Source organism: Pseudomonas sp. CC6-YY-74 (genome assembly GCF_002025205.1).
GTDB lineage: Bacteria > Pseudomonadota > Gammaproteobacteria > Pseudomonadales > Pseudomonadaceae > Aquipseudomonas > Aquipseudomonas paeninsulae.
The window spans coordinates 3,008,294-3,031,229 of the sequence record NZ_CP019947.1; the positions used below are offsets into that span (position 1 = coordinate 3,008,294).

21 protein-coding genes are annotated in these 22,936 nt (G+C 60.2%); 5 read left to right on the plus strand and 16 right to left on the minus strand.

All coding sequences use genetic code 11. The annotated features are described in order from the left end of the window. The first annotated feature begins 9 nt into the window (after nucleotides 1-9). Nucleotides 10-3,291, plus strand: a complete 3,282-nt coding sequence (locus tag B2D37_RS13745; protein WP_154067092.1) for a pilus assembly protein — start codon at nucleotides 10-12, stop codon at nucleotides 3,289-3,291. After that, nucleotides 3,288-3,725 carry a type IV pilin protein gene (locus B2D37_RS13750; RefSeq protein WP_079203213.1) on the plus strand — a complete coding sequence of 146 codons (438 nt, stop codon included), beginning with the start codon at nucleotides 3,288-3,290 and terminating at the stop codon, nucleotides 3,723-3,725. The genes B2D37_RS13745 and B2D37_RS13750 overlap by 4 nt, the downstream gene beginning before the upstream one ends. Nucleotides 3,726-3,882: 157 nt before the next feature. Here the strand turns inward: B2D37_RS13750 and ispH are convergent, their stop codons facing one another. The 6 genes from ispH to murJ form a co-directional block, all read right to left on the minus strand. Further along, complete coding sequence (gene ispH, locus B2D37_RS13755) at nucleotides 3,883-4,830, minus strand: 4-hydroxy-3-methylbut-2-enyl diphosphate reductase (protein WP_079203214.1); 948 nt, start codon at nucleotides 4,828-4,830, stop codon at nucleotides 3,883-3,885. Nucleotides 4,831-5,097: 267 nt separating this feature from the next. Next, complete coding sequence (locus B2D37_RS13760) at nucleotides 5,098-5,535, minus strand: peptidylprolyl isomerase (RefSeq protein WP_079203215.1); 438 nt, start codon at nucleotides 5,533-5,535, stop codon at nucleotides 5,098-5,100. Next, nucleotides 5,532-6,032, minus strand: coding sequence for a signal peptidase II (gene lspA, locus B2D37_RS13765; protein ID WP_079203216.1), 501 nt, complete (start codon nucleotides 6,030-6,032; stop codon nucleotides 5,532-5,534). Before lspA ends, B2D37_RS13760 begins: the two co-directional genes overlap by 4 nt. A 111-nt stretch (nucleotides 6,033-6,143) precedes the next feature. Next, nucleotides 6,144-8,975: an isoleucine--tRNA ligase gene (ileS, locus tag B2D37_RS13770; RefSeq protein WP_079203217.1), complete on the minus strand. Its 2,832-nt coding sequence runs from the start codon at nucleotides 8,973-8,975 to the stop codon at nucleotides 6,144-6,146. 10 nt (nucleotides 8,976-8,985) lie between these two features. Continuing rightward, on the minus strand, nucleotides 8,986-9,924 hold the full coding sequence (ribF, locus tag B2D37_RS13775; protein ID WP_079203218.1) for a bifunctional riboflavin kinase/FAD synthetase: 939 nt from the start codon (nucleotides 9,922-9,924) through the stop codon (nucleotides 8,986-8,988). Between the two features lie 120 nt (nucleotides 9,925-10,044). Further along, the gene (murJ, locus tag B2D37_RS13780) at nucleotides 10,045-11,589 is read right to left on the minus strand and encodes a murein biosynthesis integral membrane protein MurJ (RefSeq protein ID WP_079203219.1); all 1,545 of its coding nucleotides are present in this window, start codon (nucleotides 11,587-11,589) and stop codon (nucleotides 10,045-10,047) included. 199 nt (nucleotides 11,590-11,788) lie between these two features. Here murJ and rpsT point away from each other — a divergent pair, with 199 nt between their 5' ends. Continuing rightward, a complete protein-coding gene (rpsT, locus tag B2D37_RS13785; protein ID WP_079203220.1) occupies nucleotides 11,789-12,067 on the plus strand; it encodes a 30S ribosomal protein S20 in 279 nt (92 codons plus the stop codon). A 537-nt stretch (nucleotides 12,068-12,604) separates the two neighbouring features. Here the strand turns inward: rpsT and B2D37_RS13790 are convergent. The 5 genes from B2D37_RS13790 to rplU form a co-directional block, all read right to left on the minus strand. After that, complete coding sequence (locus B2D37_RS13790) at nucleotides 12,605-13,069, minus strand: CreA family protein (protein ID WP_079203221.1); 465 nt, start codon at nucleotides 13,067-13,069, stop codon at nucleotides 12,605-12,607. Nucleotides 13,070-13,078: 9 nt separating this feature from the next. Continuing rightward, the gene (proB, locus tag B2D37_RS13795) at nucleotides 13,079-14,197 is read right to left on the minus strand and encodes a glutamate 5-kinase (protein WP_079204985.1); all 1,119 of its coding nucleotides are present in this window, start codon (nucleotides 14,195-14,197) and stop codon (nucleotides 13,079-13,081) included. A 116-nt stretch (nucleotides 14,198-14,313) separates the two neighbouring features. Then, nucleotides 14,314-15,537 carry an Obg family GTPase CgtA gene (cgtA, locus tag B2D37_RS13800; protein ID WP_079203222.1) on the minus strand — a complete coding sequence of 408 codons (1,224 nt, stop codon included), beginning with the start codon at nucleotides 15,535-15,537 and terminating at the stop codon, nucleotides 14,314-14,316. A gap of 185 nt (nucleotides 15,538-15,722) precedes the next feature. Beyond that, a complete protein-coding gene (gene rpmA / locus B2D37_RS13805) occupies nucleotides 15,723-15,980 on the minus strand; it encodes a 50S ribosomal protein L27 (RefSeq protein ID WP_003176049.1) in 258 nt (85 codons plus the stop codon). A gap of 39 nt (nucleotides 15,981-16,019) precedes the next feature. Continuing rightward, nucleotides 16,020-16,331, minus strand: coding sequence for a 50S ribosomal protein L21 (gene rplU / locus B2D37_RS13810; protein ID WP_079203223.1), 312 nt, complete (start codon nucleotides 16,329-16,331; stop codon nucleotides 16,020-16,022). A gap of 246 nt (nucleotides 16,332-16,577) precedes the next feature. Between rplU and B2D37_RS13815 the strand changes: the two genes are divergently transcribed. Beyond that, nucleotides 16,578-17,546, plus strand: a complete 969-nt coding sequence (locus tag B2D37_RS13815; RefSeq protein WP_079204986.1) for a polyprenyl synthetase family protein — start codon at nucleotides 16,578-16,580, stop codon at nucleotides 17,544-17,546. A gap of 130 nt (nucleotides 17,547-17,676) precedes the next feature. After that, nucleotides 17,677-17,904, plus strand: a complete 228-nt coding sequence (locus B2D37_RS13820) for a hypothetical protein (protein WP_079203224.1) — start codon at nucleotides 17,677-17,679, stop codon at nucleotides 17,902-17,904. Nucleotides 17,905-17,996: 92 nt separating this feature from the next. Here the strand turns inward: B2D37_RS13820 and B2D37_RS13825 are convergent, their stop codons facing one another. From B2D37_RS13825 to B2D37_RS13845, 5 genes are all read right to left on the minus strand, one after another. Then, the gene (locus B2D37_RS13825; RefSeq protein ID WP_079203225.1) at nucleotides 17,997-18,614 is read right to left on the minus strand and encodes an FKBP-type peptidyl-prolyl cis-trans isomerase; all 618 of its coding nucleotides are present in this window, start codon (nucleotides 18,612-18,614) and stop codon (nucleotides 17,997-17,999) included. Nucleotides 18,615-18,737: 123 nt separating this feature from the next. Then, entirely contained in the window at nucleotides 18,738-19,037 is a 300-nt protein-coding gene (locus B2D37_RS13830; RefSeq protein ID WP_079203226.1) for a DUF6482 family protein, read from the minus strand. 136 nt (nucleotides 19,038-19,173) lie between these two features. Continuing rightward, on the minus strand, nucleotides 19,174-19,671 hold the full coding sequence (locus B2D37_RS13835) for a TIGR00645 family protein (RefSeq protein WP_079203227.1): 498 nt from the start codon (nucleotides 19,669-19,671) through the stop codon (nucleotides 19,174-19,176). Nucleotides 19,672-19,869: 198 nt separating this feature from the next. After that, nucleotides 19,870-20,211, minus strand: coding sequence for a hypothetical protein (locus B2D37_RS13840; protein WP_079203228.1), 342 nt, complete (start codon nucleotides 20,209-20,211; stop codon nucleotides 19,870-19,872). A gap of 196 nt (nucleotides 20,212-20,407) precedes the next feature. Continuing rightward, on the minus strand, nucleotides 20,408-22,864 hold the full coding sequence (locus tag B2D37_RS13845; RefSeq protein WP_079203229.1) for a Lon protease family protein: 2,457 nt from the start codon (nucleotides 22,862-22,864) through the stop codon (nucleotides 20,408-20,410). Nucleotides 22,865-22,936 lie beyond the last annotated feature (72 nt).

Here is a 22,936-nt window from a genome sequence, read left to right on the forward strand (position 1 = left end):
ACCCCAACCGTGCTAACCAGCCTTTCCTGCAGTCGATCAAATTCCGACTACACCATTACATCCAACGACCTGAGAACAAGTGCCACCGGGGCGTACTATTATGTATACGACCAGACGCAACCAAGCTGCCCCACTGTAGCCAACAGAAAAATCGAAGACAACTGCTACACATTGAGAGTGGTATCAAGCACCTCCGGCCAGTCGCGACAAGATGCACCGCTCGATGGAGTAGACGAACGACAAAATTTTGCAATTTGGTATTCGTTCTACAGAACTCGTGCACTGGCCACACTCAGCGCCGCAAACCTCGCGTTCAACGAACTTTCTCCGTCAGTTCGCTTGACCTGGCAGAGCCTTGGTGGCTGTACGTCACTTAACTCAAACAATTGCAGCAAAAACTATTTGCGCGAGTTCGGCACGCAGCATAAGGGGAATTTTTTCAACTGGCTCGGCAGTATCGACTTTAATCAAAGCACCCCGCTTCGCGTAGCAATGGATCGGGCTGGCAAGTTTCTACAGACGGATACTGCTTGGGCCAGCACACCCAATCCGGTCACAACCAGTGGGGGTCTAGGCAGCACAGTGACCAACCCGGTTCACGCCTGCCGCCCTAGCTACCATGTGATGATGACTGACGGTATGTGGAACGGCGCCGATGGTTCACCGTCAGGTACGCTGAGAGCTGACCATAGCAACTTCACCCTGCCAGACGGCAAGAGCTACTCCAATAGCCTGAAACCCTTTGCCGACGCCGCCACCAATACCCTGGCCGACTTGGCCATGCACTATTGGGCAACGGACCTGAGGCCTACACTTGCCAATGATCTGAAACCCTATACGCGGGCGCCCAATAGCGACCTGACCAAGCAGTACTGGAACCCGAAGAACGACCCCGCTTCCTGGCAGCATATGGTCAACTTCACCATGGGCCTGGCGCTGACCAGTTCGTTGACCACACCCGGCATTGAATGGTCAGGTGACACCTTCGCCGGCGCGGGTTACGGAAACCTCGTTAGCGGCGCGCAGAGTTGGCCCGAAGCGGGCGTCAGCTCCAACAACAACGTCTATGATCTCTGGCACGCCGCAGTCAACTCGCGCGGGGAGTTCTTTAGCGTTGAAAGCCCCGACGATATGGTCAAGGCGTTCAAGGACATTCTCAACCGCATCGCTGACCGCACCACATCGGCAGCGCGCCCCGCCGTATCCGCGTCATTTGTTTCTGATGCAACCGACAACAGTATTCAAAGCAATGTATATGCAACCCAGTTTTCCAGCGAAGACTGGAGTGGTGAACTGACCAAAACGCTGATCAACAGCAATGGCGTACAGACTCTTCAGTGGAGTGCCAAAAGTGAAAACCAGAACATAGTAGCCTCCACTCGAAAAGTCATGATCAAAGACTCCACCAACTCGACAAGCAAACTCAAGAATTTCACTTGGGGCAACTTGGATAGCCTTCAACAAGGCTGGCTTAATCGTGACCCCGCTAGCCTGAATAGCGGAATCGATAGCAAAGGAGCAGATCGCGTCGCTTATATTCGCGGTGACAGAAGCCAAGAGGGTACTGAAAGCACCACCTTCAGGAAGCGCAGCACTGTCATCGGCGATATTATCAACTCCAGCCCGGTCGTCGTCGGCACCCCCGCCTACCTGGCATACCTGGCCGATCAAATAGAAAACCCAAATGGCACAAACCCCAACTATAAAAGTTATGCGGCTTTCCGTACGGCTAACGTGAAGACCATTCGTAAAGAAATGATATATGTGGGCGGTAACGACGGCATGCTGCATGGTTTCAATGCCAAAACCGGCAAAGAAGAATTCGCCTTTATCCCCACCGAGGTCATCAAAAACCTGTACCGCCTCACTGGCCAGAATTATAAAGGTGGCGCACATCACTATTACGTTGATGGCTCACCGATTGTCAGAGATGTGTATTTCGGCGATGCCGAAAATGAGGGCTGGCATACCATCTTGATTGGAACACTCCGGGCGGGGGGTAAAGCACTGTTCGCCCTGGACATCACTGACCCAGCGAACATCAAGCTGCTCTGGGAGTTCGACTCATCTATCGACAGTGACCTTGGCAATACCTTTGCCCAACCGGAAATTACCCGACTGCATACCGGTCAGTGGGCCGTATTGATGGGCAATGGTTACAACAGCATCAATGACCGCGCAGCCTTACTGATCATCGATATCAAAACGGGCAATCTACTCAAGAAGCTGGTCGCACCCAATGTGGTCGAAGCTGGCGTAACCCTCAGCAACGGCTTGTCCAGCGTCCGTGGTGCAGATAATAACGGCGATGGCTTGGTCGACTATGCCTACGCAGGAGACCTGCAGGGCAACCTGTGGCGCTTCGACCTGATCAAGGCGGGAGCCGCCGAGGGTATAGCGGGTGATCCGTTCGCACGAAGCAGTGTCACTACCAACATCAATTCTGATTTCAAGATTGCCTACGGTGGCAATCCGCTGTTTACCGCCAGAGACGCGGATCCCATAACAGCCAAGCGTCAAGCCATTACCATTCAGCCGTCTCTTGTCCGCCACCCTAGCGGTTATGGGTACTTGGTGTTGATTGGCACAGGCAAATACTTTGAAAACAGCGATGCCAATGTCGATACCAGTCGTGCCATGACACTCTACGGGGTGTGGGATCGGAAAACCAAACGGCAAGCCACGATCGCCGGTACTGCGCGCGCGACAGATCGCACTAAGTTGGGGGCTCAGCAATTCACAAGCCAAGACGATAGCGCAGAGTTTGCTAACGAAGATCAGATAGAGGTCAATGCCATCAGACTGCTGAGTCAAAACCAGATCAAATGGTATAAAGATACTGCTACCGACCTTGTTGATGACACTTCAGTCGACCGCTGGGGCTGGAAGCTAAACCTTGCAGTGAATAACAGTCTGACGGGTGAGATGATCGTCAACAACATGGCGGCGCGAGGCCAGACTTTATTCGTGACCAGCCTGACCCCCAACCAAGACCCTTGCAAGGCTGGCGCCGACACATGGTTATATGGCATCAGTGCATACACGGGGGGCAGAACCAAGTACAACGTCCTCGACCTCAACAATGACCAAATCGTCAACTCGAAAGATACCTACGGATCGGCAAAGGACGTTGTTTCAGGCGTCCGCTTCCCGGCTATTGGTGGCTTCACCCTGGCACCCGGCAACAAAATTTATGGCAGTGACGGCGCGAATGATCCAGGTACAGTTGGCGATGACCCGAACACCGCAGGTCGCCAGAGCTGGCATATCGTCCCGGAGGAATTCCAATGAAAGCCCACAGCAGATACAGCGCTGGCTTCACCCTGATTGAACTGATGATAGCCGTGGCAATTATTGGTGTACTGGCGGCTATCGCGTTACCTAATTACACGGAATACATGACCCGCTCGAAACGCGCAGAGGGGCAAGCGCTGCTGAGTGACGTTTCCGCACGCCAAGAGCGCTTTTATGCCCAAAACACCAATTACGTTACCAACCCAGCCAATATTGCGAATTTGGCCTTCCCTAAAGCCGCCAACAACAGAATCATTTCGGAGAATGGTTATTACGAGGTCGCGGTCAGTGCGGTGGCTAGCGATGGGGGATACACGCTGACGGCCAACCAGACAATTGGCGACAACCAGTGCGGAAACCTCACACTGAATGCCTTGGGCGTAAAAGGAAGAAGCGGAACCGGAAAAACTATTGAACAATGCTGGCGCTAAGCCAATAAAGGCTATGTACGCGTTAGCTGTTTACATCGATTTTGTAGGGAGGGCCGAGCGCTGACCCACCCTCCTCAACACATAACTGGTACAGAACCCCAATAAAACCAAGCCCGGTTATGTCGGGCTTGGTTTTATTTAATCTGCACTAGAATATTTAATCGAGACGCGTCACCCGCAATTCCTTGGGCATCGAGAACGTCACATTTTCCGGCCTTCCGGCCAGCTCGCTCTCCCCTGTTGCGCCCCACGCCTGGAGCTGACTGATCACCCCGCGCACCAGCACTTCCGGCGCCGATGCACCGGCGGTGATGCCGATGCCGCTAACGCCATCGAACCACTCGCGCTTGAGGTCTTCGGCGCCATCGATCAGGTAGGCCGGGGTGCCCATGCGCTCGGCCAGTTCGCGCAGGCGATTGGAGTTGGAGCTGTTCGGACTGCCGACCACCAGCAGCACGTCGCTCTCGGCCGCCAGTAGCTTGACCGCGTCCTGGCGGTTCTGGGTGGCGTAGCAGATGTCGTCCTTGCGCGGCCCGCCGATGCTGGGGAATTTGTTGCGCAGGGCGTCGATGACTTTACTGGTGTCGTCCATTGACAGGGTGGTCTGGGTGACGAATGCCAGGGTCTCGGGGTTGCGCACCTTGAGCCGGGCCACATCGGCCTCGTCTTCCACCAGGTAGATGGCGCCACCGTTGGCCGTATCGTACTGGCCCATGGTGCCTTCGACTTCCGGGTGGCCGGCATGGCCGATCAGGATGCATTCGCGCCCCTCGCGGCTGTAGCGCACCACTTCCATGTGCACCTTGGTCACCAACGGGCAGGTAGCGTCGAAGATCTTCAGGCCGCGCCGCTCGGCTTCGTTGCGTACAGCCTGGGACACGCCATGGGCGCTGAAGATGACGATGACGTCGTCGGGGATCTGATCCAGCTCTTCGACGAAGATGGCGCCGCGTGCGCGCAGGTCTTCGACCACGAATTTGTTGTGCACCACCTCATGGCGTACATAGATCGGCGGGCCGAAGACTTCCAGGGCGCGGTTGACGATTTCGATGGCGCGATCGACACCGGCGCAGAAGCCGCGGGGATTGGCGAGTTTGATATGCATGGTGACTCTCGGCGCGCGGAAACTTGAGGATGAAGAGTGTAACGCGAGACGCCTGCACGATCCCAGGCTACGGGTTCGAATCGACACTAGGGGCGTCCTTCGCAGGGTTGCCTCGCGCCTTTGATCGTTCCCACATCGAGGCGTCGAACCGTCCGCGTGGGCATGCAGCCTGGACGTTCTGCGTCCGCCTCACAGCGGGACGCGGAGCGTCCCTGGCGGGGTTACCACGCCGAGTGTGGGAACCATCGGATAGGATCTACAACGGCGTCAAAGCGCTTTGACCGCGATGATCTCGACATCGAAGCTCAGGGTCTTGCCGGCCAGCGGGTGGTTGAAGTCGATGGTCACCTGGTTGTCGTCGAATGCCTTGACCACGCCCGGCAGCTCGGCTTTAGCGGCGTCATTGAAGATCACCAGCAAACCATCGGAGAGCTCCATGTCCTTGAACTGGCTGCGCGGCATGACCTGCACGTTCTGCGGGTTGGGCTGGCCGAAACCATGCTCAGGCAACACCTGCACAGTGCGCTTGTCGCCGGCCTTGAAGCCGAACAATGCGGACTCGAAACCGGGCAACAGATTGCCGTCGCCGACTTTGAAGGTGGCGGGCTGCTTGTCGAAAGTGCTGTCGACCACGTCGCCGTTGTCCAGCTTGAGGGCGAAATTCAGGGTGACTTCCCTGTCCGGGCCGATACGTACATCAGTCATGGGGTGGTTTCTCCGGATTTGTTGCTTTTGAACATATCCAGCGCCAAGAAGATAGCGCCGAGGGAAATAGCGGCGTCCGCGACATTGAAGGCGGGGAAGTACCAGCGGTGCTGCCAGTGCACCAGGATGAAGTCGACCACATGGCCGAACACCACGCGGTCGAGCAGATTGCCCAGCGCGCCGCCGAGTACCAGCGCCAGCGCCATGGCCAGCCAGGTTTCGTCCGGTTTCAAGCGCTTGAGCCAGACCACCAGCACAGCGCTGACGACTATGGCGATCAAGGCAAACAGCCAGCGCTGCCAGCCCGAGGCGCCGGCCAGGAAGCTGAACGCCGCGCCGGTGTTGTAGGCCAGGGTCCAGCTGAAGTAATCGGGGATCACCACGATCTGCTGGTACAGGGTCAGCGCGTTGTCGAAGTAGAACTTGCTGGCCTGATCGATCACGAACACCAGCAGGCTCAGCCACAACCAGGGCAACCTACCGAAGCGGGCGCTCATACTCGGCCTTCCTGCAGGAGCCCGCTTGCTCGCGGTATACCGCGAATCGCCGGGACGCCGGACCGCAGCAAGCTGGCGCCTACGGATACCGACACAACAGTGCGCGGGGCATCACGCATAGTGACGAACCTCGCCGGCGCCTTCGATGTTGTCCACACAGCGGACGCAGATTTCCGGATGCGCCGGATTGACCCCGACATCTTCACGGTGATGCCAGCAACGGGCGCACTTGGCGTGGCCGGACTTGAGCACTTTCAGCTTGAGGCCCGGCACTTCGGTTTCCACCGCATCGCTCGGCGCACTGCTTAGCGGCGCCAGGCTGGCAGTCGAGGTGATCAATACGAAGCGCAGCTCGTTGCCGAGTTTGCTCAGGTCGGCAATCAGGCTGTCTTCGGCGTAGAGGGTCACCTCGGCCTGCAGGTTGCCGCCGATGGCCTTGGCCGCACGCAGGTTTTCCATCTCTTTGTTGACCGCGACCTTGACCGCCATGACCCGCTCCCAGAACTCGCGGCTCAGCTCGAAGTCCTCTGGCAGCTCGCTCAGGCCCTGATACCAGCCGTTGAGCATCACCGATTCGTTGCGCTCGCCCGGCAGGTACTGCCACAGCTCGTCGGCGGTGAACGCCAGCACCGGCGCGATCCAGCGCACCAGCGCCTCGGCGATATGGAACAACGCGGTCTGGCAGGAACGCCGCGCCACGCTGTCGGCGGCGGTGGTGTACTGGCGGTCCTTGATGATGTCGAGGTAGAAGCCACCCAGCTCCTGCACACAGAAATTGTGCACCTTCTGGTAGACGTTCCAGAAGCGATAGCTGCCGTAGGCTTCCTCGATCTCGCGCTGCAGCAGCAGGGCGCGATCCACCGCCCAGCGATCCAGGGCGAGCATGTCCGCGGCAGGCAGCACATGCTGCACCGGGTCGAAACCGCTGAGGTTGGAAAGCAGGAAACGCGCGGTGTTGCGAATCCGCCGGTAGGAGTCGGCGCTGCGCTGCAGGATCACCTTGGACACGGCCATTTCGCCGGAGTAGTCGGTGGACGAGACCCACAGACGCAGAATGTCGGCGCCCAGGCTGTCATTCACTTCCTGCGGCGCGACCACGTTGCCCATCGACTTGGACATCTTGCGGCCGTTCTCGTCGACCACGAAACCGTGGGTCAACAGCTCCTTGTAGGGCGCGTGACCATCGATGGCGCTGCCGGTCAGCAGGGAGGAATGGAACCAGCCACGGTGCTGGTCGGAACCCTCCAGATAGAGATCGGCGCGCGGGCCAGTGGCATGGCCAAGTGGATGGGAACCGCGCAGCACGTGCCAGTGAGTGGTGCCGGAGTCGAACCAGACGTCCAGGGTATCGCTGATCTTGTCGTACTGCGCGGCCTCGTCACCGAGCAACTCGGCAGCATCCAGCTTGAACCAGGCTTCGATGCCCGCCTGCTCGACGCGCAGCGCTACGGCCTCCATCAGTTCGGCGGTGCGCGGGTGCAGCTCGCCGCTTTCCTTGTGCAGGAAGAACGGGATCGGTACGCCCCAGTTGCGCTGGCGCGAGATACACCAGTCCGGCCGGCCGGCGATCATGCTGTGCAGGCGCGCCTGGCCCCAGGCCGGGACGAATGCAGTTTGCTCGATGGCGGCCAGCGCGCGTTCGCGCAAGGTGTCGCCTTCGTTAGGCTGCTTGTCCATGCCGACGAACCACTGCGCGGTGGCGCGGTAGATCAGCGGGGTCTTGTGCCGCCAGCAGTGCATGTAGCTGTGCTGGATGACTTCGTGCTTGAGCAGGCAACCGACTTCGTCGAGTTTGGCGACGATATTCGGGTTGGCCTTCCAGATGAACTGGCCACCGAAGAATGGCAGCGACTCGACGTAGACGCCATGGCTCTGCACCGGGCTGATAATGTCGTCATTGCTCATGCCGTAGCCCTTGCAGGAGCGGAAGTCGTCCTCGCCGTAGGCCGGGGCCGAATGGACGATGCCGGTGCCCGCGCCCAATTCGACGTAATCGGCCAGGTACACAGGCGCGAAACGCTCATAGAACGGATGGCGGAAACGGATCAGTTCCAGCGCTTCGCCCTTGGCGATGGCGATCACCTCGCCCTGTAGGCCATAGCGCTGCAGGCTGCTTTCGACCAGCTCTTCGGCCAGCAGCAGGAGCTTGTCGCCGGTATCGACCAGGGCGTAGTTGAATTCGGGATGCACGTTGAGCGCCTGGTTGGCCGGAATGGTCCAGGGCGTGGTGGTCCAGATGACGATGCTCGCAGGCTTGCTCAGGCTGGCCAGGCCGAAGGCGGCGGCCAGCTTGTCGGCATCTTCGACCGGGAAGGCGACGTCGATGGCATCGGATTTCTTGTCCTGGTATTCGACTTCGGCTTCGGCCAGCGCCGAGCCGCAGTCGAAACACCAGTTGATCGGCTTCAGGCCCTTGAACACAAAGCCCTGCTTGACCATCTCGGCCAGGACGCGGATCTCGCCGGCCTCGTTGGCGAAGTCCATGGTCTTGTACGGGTTGTCCCAGTCGCCGAGCACACCGAGGCGGATGAAGTCGGCCTTCTGCCCTTCGATCTGCTCGCCGGCATAGGTGCGGCAGCGCTCGCGGGTCAGGTCGGACGGCTGATTCTTGCCGAAAGTGGTTTCGACCTTGTGCTCGATCGGCAGGCCGTGACAATCCCAGCCCGGCACATAGGGGGCGTCATACCCGGACAGGGTCTTGGAGCGGGTAATGATGTCTTTGAGGATCTTGTTGACCGCATGACCGATATGAATGCTGCCGTTGGCATAAGGCGGGCCGTCGTGCAGGACGAATTTCGGCCGGCCTTCGCCCAGCTGCCGCAGCTTCTGATACAGACCCATGTCGTGCCAACGCTGCAGAATCTGCGGCTCGCGCTGCGGCAGGCCGGCCTTCATCGGAAACTGGGTATCAGGCAGATTTAGCGTGGCTTTGTAGTCGGTCATTTCAGGCTCTTCACTTAAGCGGTTGACCCTGCCAATGGGCACGGGCGGCGGCAATATCGGCAGCAATTGCCGTCTTCAGTGCCTCGAGGGAGGCGAAACGCTGCTCTTCACGCAGCTTGTGGTGGAATGCCACCGTCAAACGCCGGCCATACAAATCACCGGCAAAATCCAACAAATGCACTTCGAGGTGGGCACTGCCATCACTCGCCACGCTCGGCCGTACGCCGATATTGGCGACTCCCGGCCACGGCTGACCGTCCACCTCGGTGCTGACCAGGTACACCCCAGTCAGTGGTACGCGCTTGCGCTTGAGCTGCACATTGGCGGTCGGCGCATCCAGCTGGCGACCCAATTTCTGCCCGTGCAGCACGCGCCCGGCGATCTGGAACGGTCGACCGAGCAGGTGTTCGGCCAGGGCGAAGTCACCTGCAGCCAGGGCCTCGCGCACTCGGGTACTGCTGACGCGCGCTCCATCCAGTTCGACCGTGGCGGCAGCCTCGACGGTAAAGCCTTGGCGCTCACCGGCTTGTTCCAGAAAGGCGAAGTCGCCGACCCGGTCGCAACCGAAGCGGAAGTCATCACCGACCTCCAGATGCCGCACATCCAGCCCGTCGATCAGGACTTTCTGCACGAACTCGGCGGCGCTCAACTCGCGCAAACGCGGATTGAAGCTCAGGCACAGCACCCGATCGACACCTTCGGCGGCCAGCAACGCGAGCTTGTCGCGCAGACGCGTCAGGCGGGCGGGCGCCGTGTCGGGGCCAAAGAACTCGCGCGGTTGTGGCTCGAAAATCACCACGCAACTGGGCAGCGCCAACTCGGCCGCGCGCTCACGCAAACGCGCCAGAATGGCCTGATGGCCACGATGGACGCCGTCGAAATTGCCAATAGTGGCGACACAGCCCCGATGCTGGGGCCGCAAGTTGTGTAGGCCTCGAACCAGCTGCATAACGCGCTTCTTGCTCATAAAGTGGCCGATTATACCCATGCTCGGCCCTCGGGCGTAGACTCGATCGGCAGACAAGCACAATGCCGCGCTCAAACCCAGCCACAGCGGGCCACGCAGCAATCAATGACGCAGATGACGCATGCGCAGCCCCAGCACCAGCAAGGCCGCGACAAACGCCAGCAGACCGCCGCCGACCAGCAAGCTCAGCCAGAGCACGCGCTGCTGCCAACCCCAGACGAACCACTCGGCCGGCGCCACATTCAACCACCAGACCAGCGCCACCATGGCTGCACAGGCGCCCAGCAGGCGCAGGCCGTACAACCCCCAGCCCGGCGCGGGGCGATACACGCCGATCTTGTACAGGCCCCAGAACAGCAGGACGGTATTGAGTAACGACGACAGCGAGGTCGCCAGCGCCAGACCGGCATGCTGCAAGGGCCAGATCAAAATCAGGTTGAACACCATGTTCGCCACCATGCAGATGATCGCAATCCGCACCGGGGTTCTCAGGTCCTGCCGGGCGAAGAACGCTGGCGCCAGCACCTTGATCAACATGAAGGCCAGCACGCCGAGCGAATAGGCCCGCAGCGCGGCGGCCGACTGCAGCACGTCACGCTCGGTCATCGCCCCATAGTGAAACAACGTGGCGATCAACGGCTCGGCGAGGATCGCCAGGGCCAGCGCCGCCGGCACCCCGAGCAGCAACACCATGCGCAAGGCCCAGTCGATGGTGGCCGAAAACGCCTTGGGATCATCGCTGGCATGCTGGCGCGACAGGCTCGGCAGAATCACCGTACCAATGGCGATCCCGAACGCCCCCAGGGGCAATTCAGACAGACGGTCGGCGTAATACAGCCAGGACACGCTGCCGGTCTGCAGCAACGAGGCGAGCACGGTATCGAGCAGCAGGTTGATCTGGCTGACCGACACCCCGAACAGCGCCGGCACCATCAACAGCATGATCCGCCGTACGCCCTCGTCGCGGTGCACCTTGGGCGTGGGCAGCAGCTTGATCCGGGCCAGAAACGGCAGCTGGAACAGCAACTGGGCAAACCCGGCAATCAGCACGCCCCAGGCCAGAGCCATGATCGGCTGATCGAAATACGGCGTCAGGTAAATTGCCGCCCCGATCATGCAGACATTCAGCAGTACCGGGGTAAATGAGGGCACGGCGAAACGCCCGTAGGCGTTCAAGATCCCGCCAGAAAAGGCCGTAAGCGAGATCAGCAGCAGATAGGGAAAGGTAATCCGTAGCAGATCCCCCGCCAGTTCGAGCTTGGCCGGATCACTGTGAAAGCCGGGCGCGAACAGCATGATCAAATAGGGCGAGCCAACCACTCCCAGAGCGGTCAGAGCGGTCAGCGTCAGCCCCAGGTAGCCCGCGGTGCGGTCGACCAGCTGCTTGACCTCGGCCAGACTGCGATGCGTCCGGTATTCCGAAAGTACCGGGACAAACGCCTGAGCGAAGGCACCCTCGGCAAATAACCGGCGCAGAAAGTTGGGAATCTTGAAGGCAATGAAGAACGCATCGGCCGCCGAACCCGAACCGAAATAGGCGGCAACCACCATATCGCGTATCATGCCCAACACACGCGATAACAGGGTCATTACACTGACCACCGCGCTGGAACGTAACAAGCCGCCCTTCCCGGTACGCTCGGACATATGTAACCCCTTAGAATAAGGTCGCCGAGTTTACCGACCCGTATGGATACTGGGTAGAGCAAGCGGTGTGCCGTCGATTGTTGGCGACCAGCCGACAGACAGCAAGTAGATCCAAGCCAACAGGCTTGACAATAAGCGAAGGCCTCGGCATGATTCGCGGCCTTATTTGTTAGTAACCCAGATTTCGAGGAGCTTGACGGTGGCCAATACACCTTCTGCCAAAAAACGCGCCAAACAGGCTGAGAAGCGTCGTAGCCATAACGCCAGCCAGCGCTCCATGGTCCGTACCTACATCAAGAACGTGGTCAAGGCTATTGACGCCAAAGATCTTGACGTAGCAAAAACCGCTTACACCCTGGCTGTGCCAATCATCGACCGTATGGCCGATAAAGGCATCATCCACAAGAACAAAGCAGCGCGTCATAAAAGCCGCCTGAATGGCCACATCAAGGCCCTCAGTGAAGCCAAAGCCGCTTAATAAGCGCTTCTTGCTTTACTGCTAGTTCTTAAAAAACCGACCTTAGGGTCGGTTTTTTATTGCCCGCACAAAGCCAAAAGTTGTCGCCCGAATGGGTCAAAGGCGTAATCCGTGGATTACCTTGGCCGCAGACTGCGCGGGCATCAAGAGTGCAGGACGGAATCGCCACAGACAGACAGCACAGAGCACCAGTGCAGCGCAAATCCGGCAGGCTGTCGCTACACACCGAGGCCGCCCTACGGAGCGTCGCCGAACGCACGACCTGGAACAAGCCGCAATCCGCAGGGTGTCCCTCGCCGCAGGCAGTGCACCAATGGTTCGGCGGCGTGGCACACATCTGGCGGGCTGTCGCTGCGCGCCGAGGCCGCCCTATGGGCCGCCGCTGAACACACGACCTGGAACAAGCCGCAATCCGCAGGGAGTCACTCGCCGCAGGCAGTGCACCGATGGTTCGGCCGTTCGACACACAACTTGCGGGCTGTCGCTGCGCGCCGAGGCCGCCCTACGAGGCGTCGCCGAACGGAGAAATGAGCAGGCTCAGCGCTGTTCCGGCCAGGGCAGGATCGGGATAGCGGTTACCGCATTCTGCGGACTGCCTTCGATGAAGCGATCGCTGTACACCAAATAAACCAGGGTATTGCGCTTTTCATCGAAGAAACGCACCACCTGCATTGTCTTGAACACTAGGGACGTGCGCTCGCGAAACACCTCCTCACCGTCTTTCAGCTCGCTCTTGAAGCTGACCGGCCCCACCTGGCGGCAGGCAATTGAGGCTTCGGCACGGTCCTCAGCCAAGCCCAGACCACCCTTAATCCCGCCAGTCTTGGCACGCGACAGGTAGCACGTAACACCCGCCACCTTGGGGTCATCGAAGGCCTCGATCACGATCTTGTCGTTCGGCCCCATCCACTTGAATACCGTGGACACCTCAGCTATCTGCTCAGCCGACGCAAACATCGGCAACACCAGCAGCGCCCACAGCAATATATTGATCACCTGCATCAGCACACCTCAAACCAGAATCAGATTATCTCGATGGATCAATTCGGGTTCATCGACGTAACCGAGCAACCTTTCGATGGCATCCGACGACTGACCGATGATTTTTTGCGCCTCGAGGGCACTGTAGTTGGCCAGACCACGGGCGATTTCACGCCCATCCGGATCGACACAGATCACCATCTCGCCACGCCGGAAACTCCCCTGGAGCGCCCGGACCCCGACCGGCAACAGACTCTTGCGTCCGCTCGCCAAGGCCTTGACCGCCCCCGCATCCAGCACCAGGGTGCCCCGGGTCTGCAGATGTCCGGCCAGCCATTGTTTGCGCGCCGCCAGCAAGCCCCGCTCGGGCGCCAGCAGAGTACCCAACCGCTCACCCGCCTTGAGCCGCGCCAGCACCTGCTCGATGGCGCCACCGACAATCACCGTATGCGCTCCGGAACGGGCCGCCAGCCGCGCTGCGCGCAGCTTGGTCTGCATGCCGCCACGCCCCAGCGCCCCACCCACACCACTGGCCACGGCATCCAGCGCCGGATCATCCGCGCGCGCCTCGTAAATCAATTCGGCATCGGGATTATGCCGCGGGTCGGCGGTATACATACCGTCGCGATCAGTCAGGATTACCAGCAGATCAGCCTCGACCAGATTGGCCACCAGCGCCGCCAAGGTATCGTTGTCGCCAAAGCGAATCTCGTCGGTGACCACCGTATCGTTCTCGTTGATCACCGGAATCACATCCAGGTCGACCAGGGTACGCAAGGTGCTCCGCGCATTGAGGTAGCGCTTGCGATCCGACAGGTCGTCATGGGTCAGGAGAATCTGCGCCGTGCGCCGCGCATGCTCACCGAAACTCGATTCCCAGGCCTGAATCAGCACCATCTGACCAATCGCCGCCGCAGCCTGCAACTCATGCATGGCCTTCGGCCGCGCGGTCCAGCCGAGGCGACTCATGCCCGCCGCCACCGCACCAGAGGACACCAGCACCAGCTCCACGCCTTGCGCACGCAAGGCCACCATCTGCTCGACCCACACCGCCATGGCCGCACGATCCAGGCCCCGCCCATCGGCGGTGAGCAATGCACTGCCGATCTTCACCACCCAGCGCCGCGCACTGGTTACCTTGTCACGCATGATCATCCAACCTCAGCCAGAAAGCGCCCAACGGAATGGAAGCCACTGCGCTCGCAGCCCCCAATCACTCGCTACAAGACAAGAACGCCGCAATTAAGCGGCGTTCAACAAGTTGCTTAATCCCGGACGTAAATGATTTCCGGGCCATCCTCATCATCTTCTTCATCCCAGAAGCTGTCATCTTCCTCAACATCACCGACAGCCTTGACCCCGGTACGACGCAACGTACGCTTGTCATCCAGCGCCTGCAATTGAGCACGCGCCTCATCCTCGATGCGCGTATCCAACTCAGCCAGCTCAGCGGCAAACTCAGGGTTCTCCTGAATACGCTCAGCGCGCGCCTCGAGGAAATCCATCATGTCGTAGCACAGCTGATCGGTGCCTTGGCGAGCCAGGGCGGAAATCACATAGACAGGCCCCTTCCAGTCAATCCGCGCGACGATTTCGGCGACGCGCGCCTCCTGCTCCTCATCGAGCATCTGGTCGGCTTTGTTCAGCACCAACCAGCGCTCGCGCTCAGCCAGCGAAGGACTGAACTTGGTCAGCTCATCGACGATGGTTGCCGCCGACTCCGCCGGATCGGTCAGATCCAGCGGCGCCATGTCCACCAGGTGCAGCAACAGACGGGTGCGTGCCAGGTGCTTGAGAAAGCGAATACCCAGACCGGCGCCATTGGAAGCACCTTCGATCAGCCCGGGAATATCGGCGATGACGAAGCTCTTGTAGCGATCGACACTGACCACCCCAAGATTGGGAATCAGGGTGGTGAACGGATAATCGGCAACTTTCGGCTTGGCCGCCGACACCGATCGAATAAAGGTGCTCTTGCCGGCATTCGGCAAACCGAGCAGACCGACATCCGCCAACACCTTCAGCTCCAGCTTGAGGTCGCGCGCATCACCCGGCTTGCCCGGGGTAGTCTGCCGCGGCGCCCGGTTGGTGCTGGACTTGAAGCGCGTGTTACCCAGGCCATGCCAGCCGCCCTGGGCGACCATCAGGCGCTGACCGGCGCGAGTCAGGTCACCAATGACCTCCTGGGTACCGGCATCGATCACCGTCGTGCCGACCGGCACGCGCAAGACCATCTCCTCGCCCTTGCGCCCAGTGCAATCGGTGCTGCCACCATTGGCCCCGCGCTCGGCATCGAAACGCCGGGTGTAGCGATAGTCGACCAGGGTGTTGAGGTTTTCGTCGGCCACCATATACACGGAGCCGCCATCGCCACCATCACCACCGTTCGGCCCACCATTTTCGATGAACTTCTCACGCCGGAAGCTCATGCAACCGTTGCCACCATCACCAGCTTTTACAAAAATCGATACTTCATCGACGAATTTCATGGGTACGCCTCCCGCAGTAAACGCGGGTTATCTAAACCAAGGGACACCAGGTTCTTGCAAAATTGACCTGCGCCGGATCCGCTCAAAGCACAAGCGCGACAGCCAGGACAGTTTGGCAAGAACCCTAGAATACAGAAACAAAAAAGCCCCGTCGCAAGGACGAGGCTTTCCCAGCAGTCGCGCGATTAGGCCGCAACGACGCTCACGTAACGGCGGTTGAACGCGCCTTTTACTTCAAACTTGATCACGCCTTCGATTTTCGCGAAGAGGGTGTGATCTTTACCCATGCCCACGCCGTAACCGGCATGGAATTGGGTACCGCGCTGACGCACGATGATGTTGCCAGGAATGATTTTCTGGCCGCCATACATCTTCACGCCAAGGCGTTTAGCTTCTGAGTCGCGACCGTTGCGGGTACTACCGCCAGCTTTTTTGTGTGCCATGAGTTCAATACTCCTATTAAGGGATCAGGCCGAAACGAATTAGGCTTGAATACCGGTGATTTTGATCTCGGTGTACCACTGACGGTGGCCCTGACGCTTCATATGGTGCTTACGACGGCGGAACTTGATGATGGTGACCTTGTCGTGACGGCCTTGTGCAACGACCTCAGCCACAACCTTGGCACCTTCAACAACTGGAGCGCCGATTTGCACGTCGTCGCCGTTGCCGATCAACAACACGCGATCGAAAGTAATGGCCTCGCCAGTGGCGATTTCAAGCTTTTCGACCTTGAGGAATTCGCCTTCGGTGACCTTGTATTGCTTGCCACCAGTAACAATCACTGCGTACATGGTAAATCTCCGTTAATCCTGCTCACCCAGCGCTTTATAGAAATAGTTATTAGCTGGCATGGCTGCTCGGGGCCGGATATGACGCCCTTGCAATTGCGTAAGTCAGGGAAATACCCAGGGGGAAGTTCAGGGTGCGCGATTCTACGCAAGCCACCGTCACGACGCAAGCCCCTCTACCACTCGCCTTGACAGCCCCTACCCCGCCCCATAGCATGCCGCGCAACCTTTGAGGAGCACGTGCCGCTGATGCAACCCCAGGCTTTCTACCATGTGGTGGCGGATGACTTTACCGCCGTCGACGGCATCATCCGTCAACAACTCGTCTCGCGCGTGCCGCTGGTGGGTAAGATCGGCGACTACATCATCTCCGCGGGCGGCAAACGCCTGCGCCCGTTGCTGGTGCTGCTCAGCGGCAAGGCCCTGGGCCTGCAGGACGACAGGCTGCGCCTACTCGCCGCCACTATCGAGTTCCTGCATACCGCCACCCTGCTGCACGACGACGTAGTCGACATGTCCGACATGCGCCGCGGCCGCAGCACCGCCAACGCCCAGTGGGGCAACGCCCCTAGCGTACTGGTGGGCGACTTCCTCTATTCGCGCTCCTTCGAAATGATGGTCGAACTCGGCTCGATGCCGGTGATGAAGATCCTCTCCCGCGCCACCCGGGTCATCGCCGAAGGCGAAGTGCTGCAACTGTCGAAGATTCGCGACGCCAGCACCACCGAAGAAACCTACATGGAAGTCATCCGCGGCAAGACCGCGATGCTGTTTGAGGCCTCGACCCACAGCGCGGCGGTCCTGGCCGGCGCCTCGGCCGAACAGACCGAAGCCCTGCGTACCTTTGGCGACAACCTCGGCGTGGCCTTCCAACTGGTCGACGACCTGCTCGACTACCGCGGCGATGCCACGACCCTGGGCAAGAATGTCGGCGACGACCTGGCCGAGGGCAAACCGACCCTGCCGCTGATCTACTGCATGCGCGAAGGCACTGCCGAACAGGCCGCCCTGGTGCGCCAGGCGATCCAGAAAGGCGGCATCGCGGACCTGGAAAGCATTCGCAATGCCGTAGAAGCCGCCGGCGCCCTGGACTACACCGCCCAACAAGCCCGTGACTACGCCGAGCGCGCCATCGCCTGCCTGGACGCCCTGCCCGCCAGCGAATACCGCGACGCCCTGGTCGAACTGAGCCGCTTCGCCGTCGCCCGCACCCACTGACGCTTGACGCGACAAGCAGAGCCCGTCCATGCGACGGGCTTTTTATTGCTCGACCAAAGGCCGCGATTAATACTTGCTATTAAATTAATAGGAATTATTCTCATCTAACCACTTGAATGGGAGATGAGTCATGACCTACTTGATCGATGCCTGGCTGGACCGACCACAGCCTTACCTGCGCATTCTCAATCGCAACACCGGCGAAGTCTGCGCGGTACTGGAAGAACAAGCACTGGATGAACTGCGCGATCAGGGCGATCTGGATTTGCATGAGCTGAATTCGAGCGAGCCGCTGGTGCTCAAGGAATTGGTCCGCAGCCTGTTTCTGTACTGCTATGCACGGGCATTGCGCCCGTGACACACGGCCTATCTCGCCCCCGGATTGCATCCGGGCGACGGGACAGCCGTAGGCGGATGCACAGAGCGCAATCCACCCTAGGTAAGCGCCGCTTAGAGGACGTCCAACAGCTCGACGTCAAACACCAGCACGCTGTGCGGCGGGATACTGCCAACGCCTTGCTCGCCGTAGGCCAGCTCGCTCGGCACGTACAGACGCCATTTGCTACCGGCATTCATCAGCTGCAGGGCCTCGGTCCAGCCGGCGATGACGCCACCAACCGGAAATTCGGCCGGCTGGCCACGATCATAGGAGCTGTCGAAGACAGTGCCGTCGATCAGGGTGCCATGGTAGTGAGCGCGAATGGTGTCTTCGCGCGTCGGCATCGCGCCGGCGCCAGCGCTCAGCACTTCGTACTGCAGACCGGAAGCCAATACGCTGATGCCATCACGCGCGGCGTTCTCGGCGAGGAAGGCCAGGCCGGCGCCTGCCGCAGCTTCGGCCTTGGCCTGAGCGTCGGCCTGCATGACATCGCGGATCACCTTGAAGCTGGCCGACAGCTCGGCCTCGCTGACGCGACTCGGCTGCCCGGCGAATGCATCGGAGATGCCGGCGATGATGGCTTCCAGGCTGGCACCCGGCGGCGGGTTGTCGCGCAGCTGGCCGCCAAGTTGAAGACCGATGCCGTAGCTGACGCGGGTTTCGTCAGTGGAAAAATTGAGTTCGGACATGCGAAGGCTCCGCTGGTGCTGAAAAAAGGGCGACCAGCCTAGCACAGCTGCGCCGGTCACCCTACCGCTGCCACGCCCCGCGCGAGTGCCGCCGCGAAGCCCGGGGGGTGACAGGTCCAGCTTTCAGTGCGATGAAGTCGACCCCGGCTTTATCCCTGGCTCATCGGGCATGCCGCACATTTCGTCATGCACTTGCGCCTGCACCAGGTGGAGCGATGGCAATTGCGGCAAGGGCTGCAGCACCTCACGGGCATGCTCCAGCGAGCGCAGATGGAGGATATGGCCGTGGCCATCTTCCAGCGTGAATGGCTGACCGCTCACGCGCGCTTCCAGCAAGTAATAGTTGCCCCCTTCGAGGGAGATCAGGTTCAACTCATCGACATGCCCGGCGCGGGCATGACCGGAAAGGTCGTGCAGGTTCATGAGGCTACCTCGTGCTAACGACTCGTACAGACTCCATAAGGATAGTCGTTGCACAGGAGCCAAGAAGCACAAGGCAGAAAGCAAACCGCCCGTCCGTTTTGCAACGGCCGGGCGGCGGCTCAAGCCTAGGCGGGGATCAGTCCGCTTGTTTTTTGGTCAGCTTATCCAGATAACCCATGGCGAACGCCGATCCGACGAAAGTCAGGTGAATGATCACGTACCACTTGAGGTGTTCGACCTCATAGTTCTTCGCATCCATGAACACCTTGAGCAGATGAATCGAGGAAATCGCCACTATCGAGGCCGCCACCTTCATCTTCAGCGAGCTGGAATCCATCTTGCCCAGCCAGCTGAGTTTTTCGGTGCCCTCGTTGATATTCAACTGGGAGACGAAGTTCTCATAGCCCGACAGCATCACCATGACCAGCAAGCCGCCAACCAGGGCCATGTCGATCAAGGACAACAGACGCAAGATCAGATCCGCTTCGCTCAGGGCGAAGATCTGCGGCAGGATGTGGTAGACCTCTTGAAAGAACTTGATCGACAACGACAGCACTGCCAACGACAGCCCGAAGTAAATTGGCGCCAGCAACCAGCGCGAGGCGTACATCGTGTTTTCGATAAAGCGTTCCATGGGGTCTCGCAAGTGGCCGATAAAACTGCCAGCGAGTATACCCAGCGTTCCCCGGCAGACAAAGGCGCAAGTCGCTACCGAGCATTTCGGCTCTCCCCCGCAACTGTGGATAACCTTGTGGGCATGCTCGGGTTTAAAGCCGCCACGCCAGCGACGAGAAGCCATGCTGGCAGCTGCTCAAAGCCCACCAAGTCGTACTCAGCTATCCGGCTGAAACTGGAAGCAGCCTGGATGGCCGTAGCGGTCGCCGTTCAAACGGCGCAGCTCGGCCTGGATATGCAGACGCCAGATCGGCAGCTCGGGGCATTCCTCGTAACCTTGGATGAACAGGCTTTCGGCAATCTCGGCAAGCACCCCCTCGGCCACAACAGGTCCGCAGAATGGGCCTTGTGCCTTGATCGCAGAGGGTTGGGCGCCGGACAAGCCGGCGGCACAGATCAGTGTCCAGAGGCCCTTATCGCCAGCCAATGGCAATACCACGCACTCGATACGGGTAATCAGACCCAGACATTGACGGGTGAGACAGAGGCTGCGCGGCATGGCGGCGACCCTCATGTGATCAGGTCTTCAGCCTACACCCGCACAGGCGGCGCTGGGAAGCCGCCAGTCAGCTCGGTCATCTGTGGATAACTGTGTGGATGAAATCCTCAGGCAGCGGCCTGCAGGGCCGCGCCGAAACCTCGCCCAACCCGCCGGTTGCGCCCGCAGCCCGCCAGGCTGCGGACGCATGGCGGGTTCAGGCGGCCGGCTTCTTCACTCGCGGCTTTTTCTCCTTGGGCAGCGCCACCAGCACGTCGCTCTTCACCTCCTTGTCATCCTCGGTCATGCCGATTTCGGCGATCTCGCGCAAGCGCTCGACCACCCGCGCATTGACGCTGCCAGGCGGAAACTTACCGTCGGCCCCTGGCGTGCCGGCATCTTCGCCGACCAGCAGGCTCAACGCCTCGTCGACCTGGCGCACCGCGTAGATATGGAATTGCCCGGCCCGCACCGCCTGCAGCACGCGCTCGTCGAGCATCAGGGTGGCAATGTTGGAGTGCGGAATGATTGCCCCCTGCTCGCCCGTCAGACCGCGGGCCTCGCACAGGCGGAAGAAGCCTTCGATCTTCTCGTTGGCACCGCCGACCGCCTGCACTTCGCCGAACTGGTTGATCGAACCGGTAATGGCGAAACACTGCTTGAGCGGTCGGCGCGACAAGGCCGAGATCAGGGTACAGACCTCGCCGAGCGAGGCACTGTCGCCGTCGACGTAGCCATAGGACTGCTCCAGGGCGATGCTCGCGGAAATTTCCAGGGGAAACTCCTGGGCGTAGCGGCTGCCCAGGTAGCCGGTGAGGATCATCACGCCCTTGGAGTGAATCGGCTGGCCGAGGTTGACCTCGCGCTCGATGTCGACGATGCCCGAACCGCCTGGGTAGACGGTGGCGGAAATCCGCGCCGGTACGCCGAAGGCCGAGTCGCCGACTTCCAGCACGGTCAAGCCGTTGCACTTGCCGACTGCGGCACCCGCGGTGTCGATCAGGATGATACCGGCCAGCATGTCGTCAATGATCCGCGCCGAGACGCGCCCGGTGCGGGTCGCCTTGGCTTTCAGCGCGCGCTCGATATGGCCGACGTCGGTCACAGCCTCATTGGCCAGCTGGCGGATGAAATCGGCCTCACTGACCAACTGGAACAGGTCGCCGATCCGCGCAGACAGACGTCCCTGGTGCTCGGCCAGGCGCGCGCTGAAGGTCGCCAGACGTGCTACCGCCGCGGCGGTCAGCGGCGCCATGCCCTCCTCCATGGTGCGGGTCTTCATCAACTGGGCGAACTGCTCCAGGCTCTCGTCACCGAGGGGAATGTCCTCGTCGAAGTCGACCAGTACGCGGAACATCTCCTGGAAATCCGGATCATGGTCCTGCAAGGCGTAATACAGCGGGCGCGCACCGATGATGATCACCTTGACCTGCAACGGAATGACCTGCGGACTGAGGGTCACGGTGGCAATGCGGCCGAGGTCGCCGAGCGGCGACTCCATCTTCAGCTGGCGTGAATGCAGGGCACGCTTGAGCGCATCCCAGACGAACGGCTCACCGAGCATCTTCTCCGCTTCGAGAATCAAGAAACCGCCGTTGGCGCGGTGCAAGGCTCCAGGGCGCAGTTGCCGGTAGCTGGTATAGAGCGCGCCCTGGTCGGTGTTGTACTCGATGCGCCCGAACAGGTTGTCGTAGGTCGGGTGCGGCTCGAACACCACAGGTGCGCCGCCATTCACCTGATGACCAACCACCAGGCTCGGGCAGTACTGCTCCTCGAGCAACATGCGGGTTTGTGCATCGGCCTTTTCCCCCTCGACCAATTGATCAACCACGGTTTTCAGCAGGTTGACCTGCACCGCTTGCAGATAGGCACCGACGCCGGCATTTTCCGCGTATTTTTCCGACAACGGTGCCAGCAATGGCTGCAGCGCCACGGTGATGGTGTCTTCATTGAGCTGGCGTAGCTGGTTGCTCGACTCGCGCTTCCACTGCGGCAGGCTGGCCAACTCTTCGTTGAGCCGTTCTTCCAGGGTGGAGATGTCGACATGGAAGCGCTCGCGCTCGGCTTCCGGCAACTGGGCGAATTCGGCCTCATCCAGCGCCTTGCCCTCGAGCATCGGGGTGAAGGCGATGTTGCTGCTGTCGCGGTACAGCGCCACACTCTTTTCCAGGGCCAGCTTCTCGATCACCGCGAGCGCCTGGTCGTAACGCTTGTTGAACGCACGATCGATGGCGCTTTTCTTCTGCTGATAGGACGGGTGTTCGAATACCGCGGGAAAGGTCGCCAGCAGGTTGTCGATCAGCAGGTTGATGTCGCTGATGAACGCCCCGGCGCTACCCGACACCAGTTCCAGCGCACGCGGCTCGCGCGGTTCGTCGAAGTGATTGACGTAGACGTGATCTGCAGGGGTCGCCAGGCGCTTGGCTTCTGCCTTGAGGTAACGTTTGACGAAAGAGAAGCGCCCGGTACCGGGCTCGCCCATGACAAATACGTTGTAACCGGGACGCGGCATCGCCACGCCGAACTGCAAGGCTTCGACCGCGCGGTCCTGGCCCAGCACGCCACGAAAAGGCTCCAGATCATCGGTGCTGGTGAAGTTGAACTGCGCGGGAGAGAACGGACGGGTGAGTGCTTCAGGTGCCAATCGCAAATGGGCTGCAACGGAGTCTGGCATTGGAAATCCTTGAACGGGGGGCTGGTGAAATCATGGCCGCATCGGCCGTCATCCACAAGCCGTATGGTTGAT

Coding starts and splice junctions, on each gene's coding strand:
- B2D37_RS13760 (WP_079203215.1), bottom strand. CDS start 5,535: ATGACTGATGTACGTATCGGCCCGGACAGGGAAGTCACCCTGAATTTC.
- cgtA (WP_079203222.1), bottom strand. CDS start 15,537: ATGAAATTCGTCGATGAAGTATCGATTTTTGTAAAAGCTGGTGATGGT.
- B2D37_RS13835 (WP_079203227.1), bottom strand. CDS start 19,671: ATGGAACGCTTTATCGAAAACACGATGTACGCCTCGCGCTGGTTGCTG.
- ribF (WP_079203218.1), bottom strand. CDS start 9,924: ATGCAGCTGGTTCGAGGCCTACACAACTTGCGGCCCCAGCATCGGGGC.
- rpmA (WP_003176049.1), bottom strand. CDS start 15,980: ATGGCACACAAAAAAGCTGGCGGTAGTACCCGCAACGGTCGCGACTCA.
- B2D37_RS13825 (WP_079203225.1), bottom strand. CDS start 18,614: ATGTCCGAACTCAATTTTTCCACTGACGAAACCCGCGTCAGCTACGGC.
- ispH (WP_079203214.1), bottom strand. CDS start 4,830: ATGCATATCAAACTCGCCAATCCCCGCGGCTTCTGCGCCGGTGTCGAT.
- rplU (WP_079203223.1), bottom strand. CDS start 16,331: ATGTACGCAGTGATTGTTACTGGTGGCAAGCAATACAAGGTCACCGAA.
- B2D37_RS13845 (WP_079203229.1), bottom strand. CDS start 22,864: ATGCCAGACTCCGTTGCAGCCCATTTGCGATTGGCACCTGAAGCACTC.
- ileS (WP_079203217.1), bottom strand. CDS start 8,975: ATGACCGACTACAAAGCCACGCTAAATCTGCCTGATACCCAGTTTCCG.
- murJ (WP_079203219.1), bottom strand. CDS start 11,589: ATGTCCGAGCGTACCGGGAAGGGCGGCTTGTTACGTTCCAGCGCGGTG.
- B2D37_RS13840 (WP_079203228.1), bottom strand. CDS start 20,211: ATGCCGCGCAGCCTCTGTCTCACCCGTCAATGTCTGGGTCTGATTACC.
- proB (WP_079204985.1), bottom strand. CDS start 14,197: ATGCGTGACAAGGTAACCAGTGCGCGGCGCTGGGTGGTGAAGATCGGC.
- B2D37_RS13750 (WP_079203213.1), top strand. CDS start 3,288: ATGAAAGCCCACAGCAGATACAGCGCTGGCTTCACCCTGATTGAACTG.
- B2D37_RS13820 (WP_079203224.1), top strand. CDS start 17,677: ATGACCTACTTGATCGATGCCTGGCTGGACCGACCACAGCCTTACCTG.
- lspA (WP_079203216.1), bottom strand. CDS start 6,032: ATGAGCGCCCGCTTCGGTAGGTTGCCCTGGTTGTGGCTGAGCCTGCTG.
- B2D37_RS13815 (WP_079204986.1), top strand. CDS start 16,578: ATGCAACCCCAGGCTTTCTACCATGTGGTGGCGGATGACTTTACCGCC.
- B2D37_RS13830 (WP_079203226.1), bottom strand. CDS start 19,037: ATGAACCTGCACGACCTTTCCGGTCATGCCCGCGCCGGGCATGTCGAT.
- B2D37_RS13790 (WP_079203221.1), bottom strand. CDS start 13,069: ATGCAGGTGATCAATATATTGCTGTGGGCGCTGCTGGTGTTGCCGATG.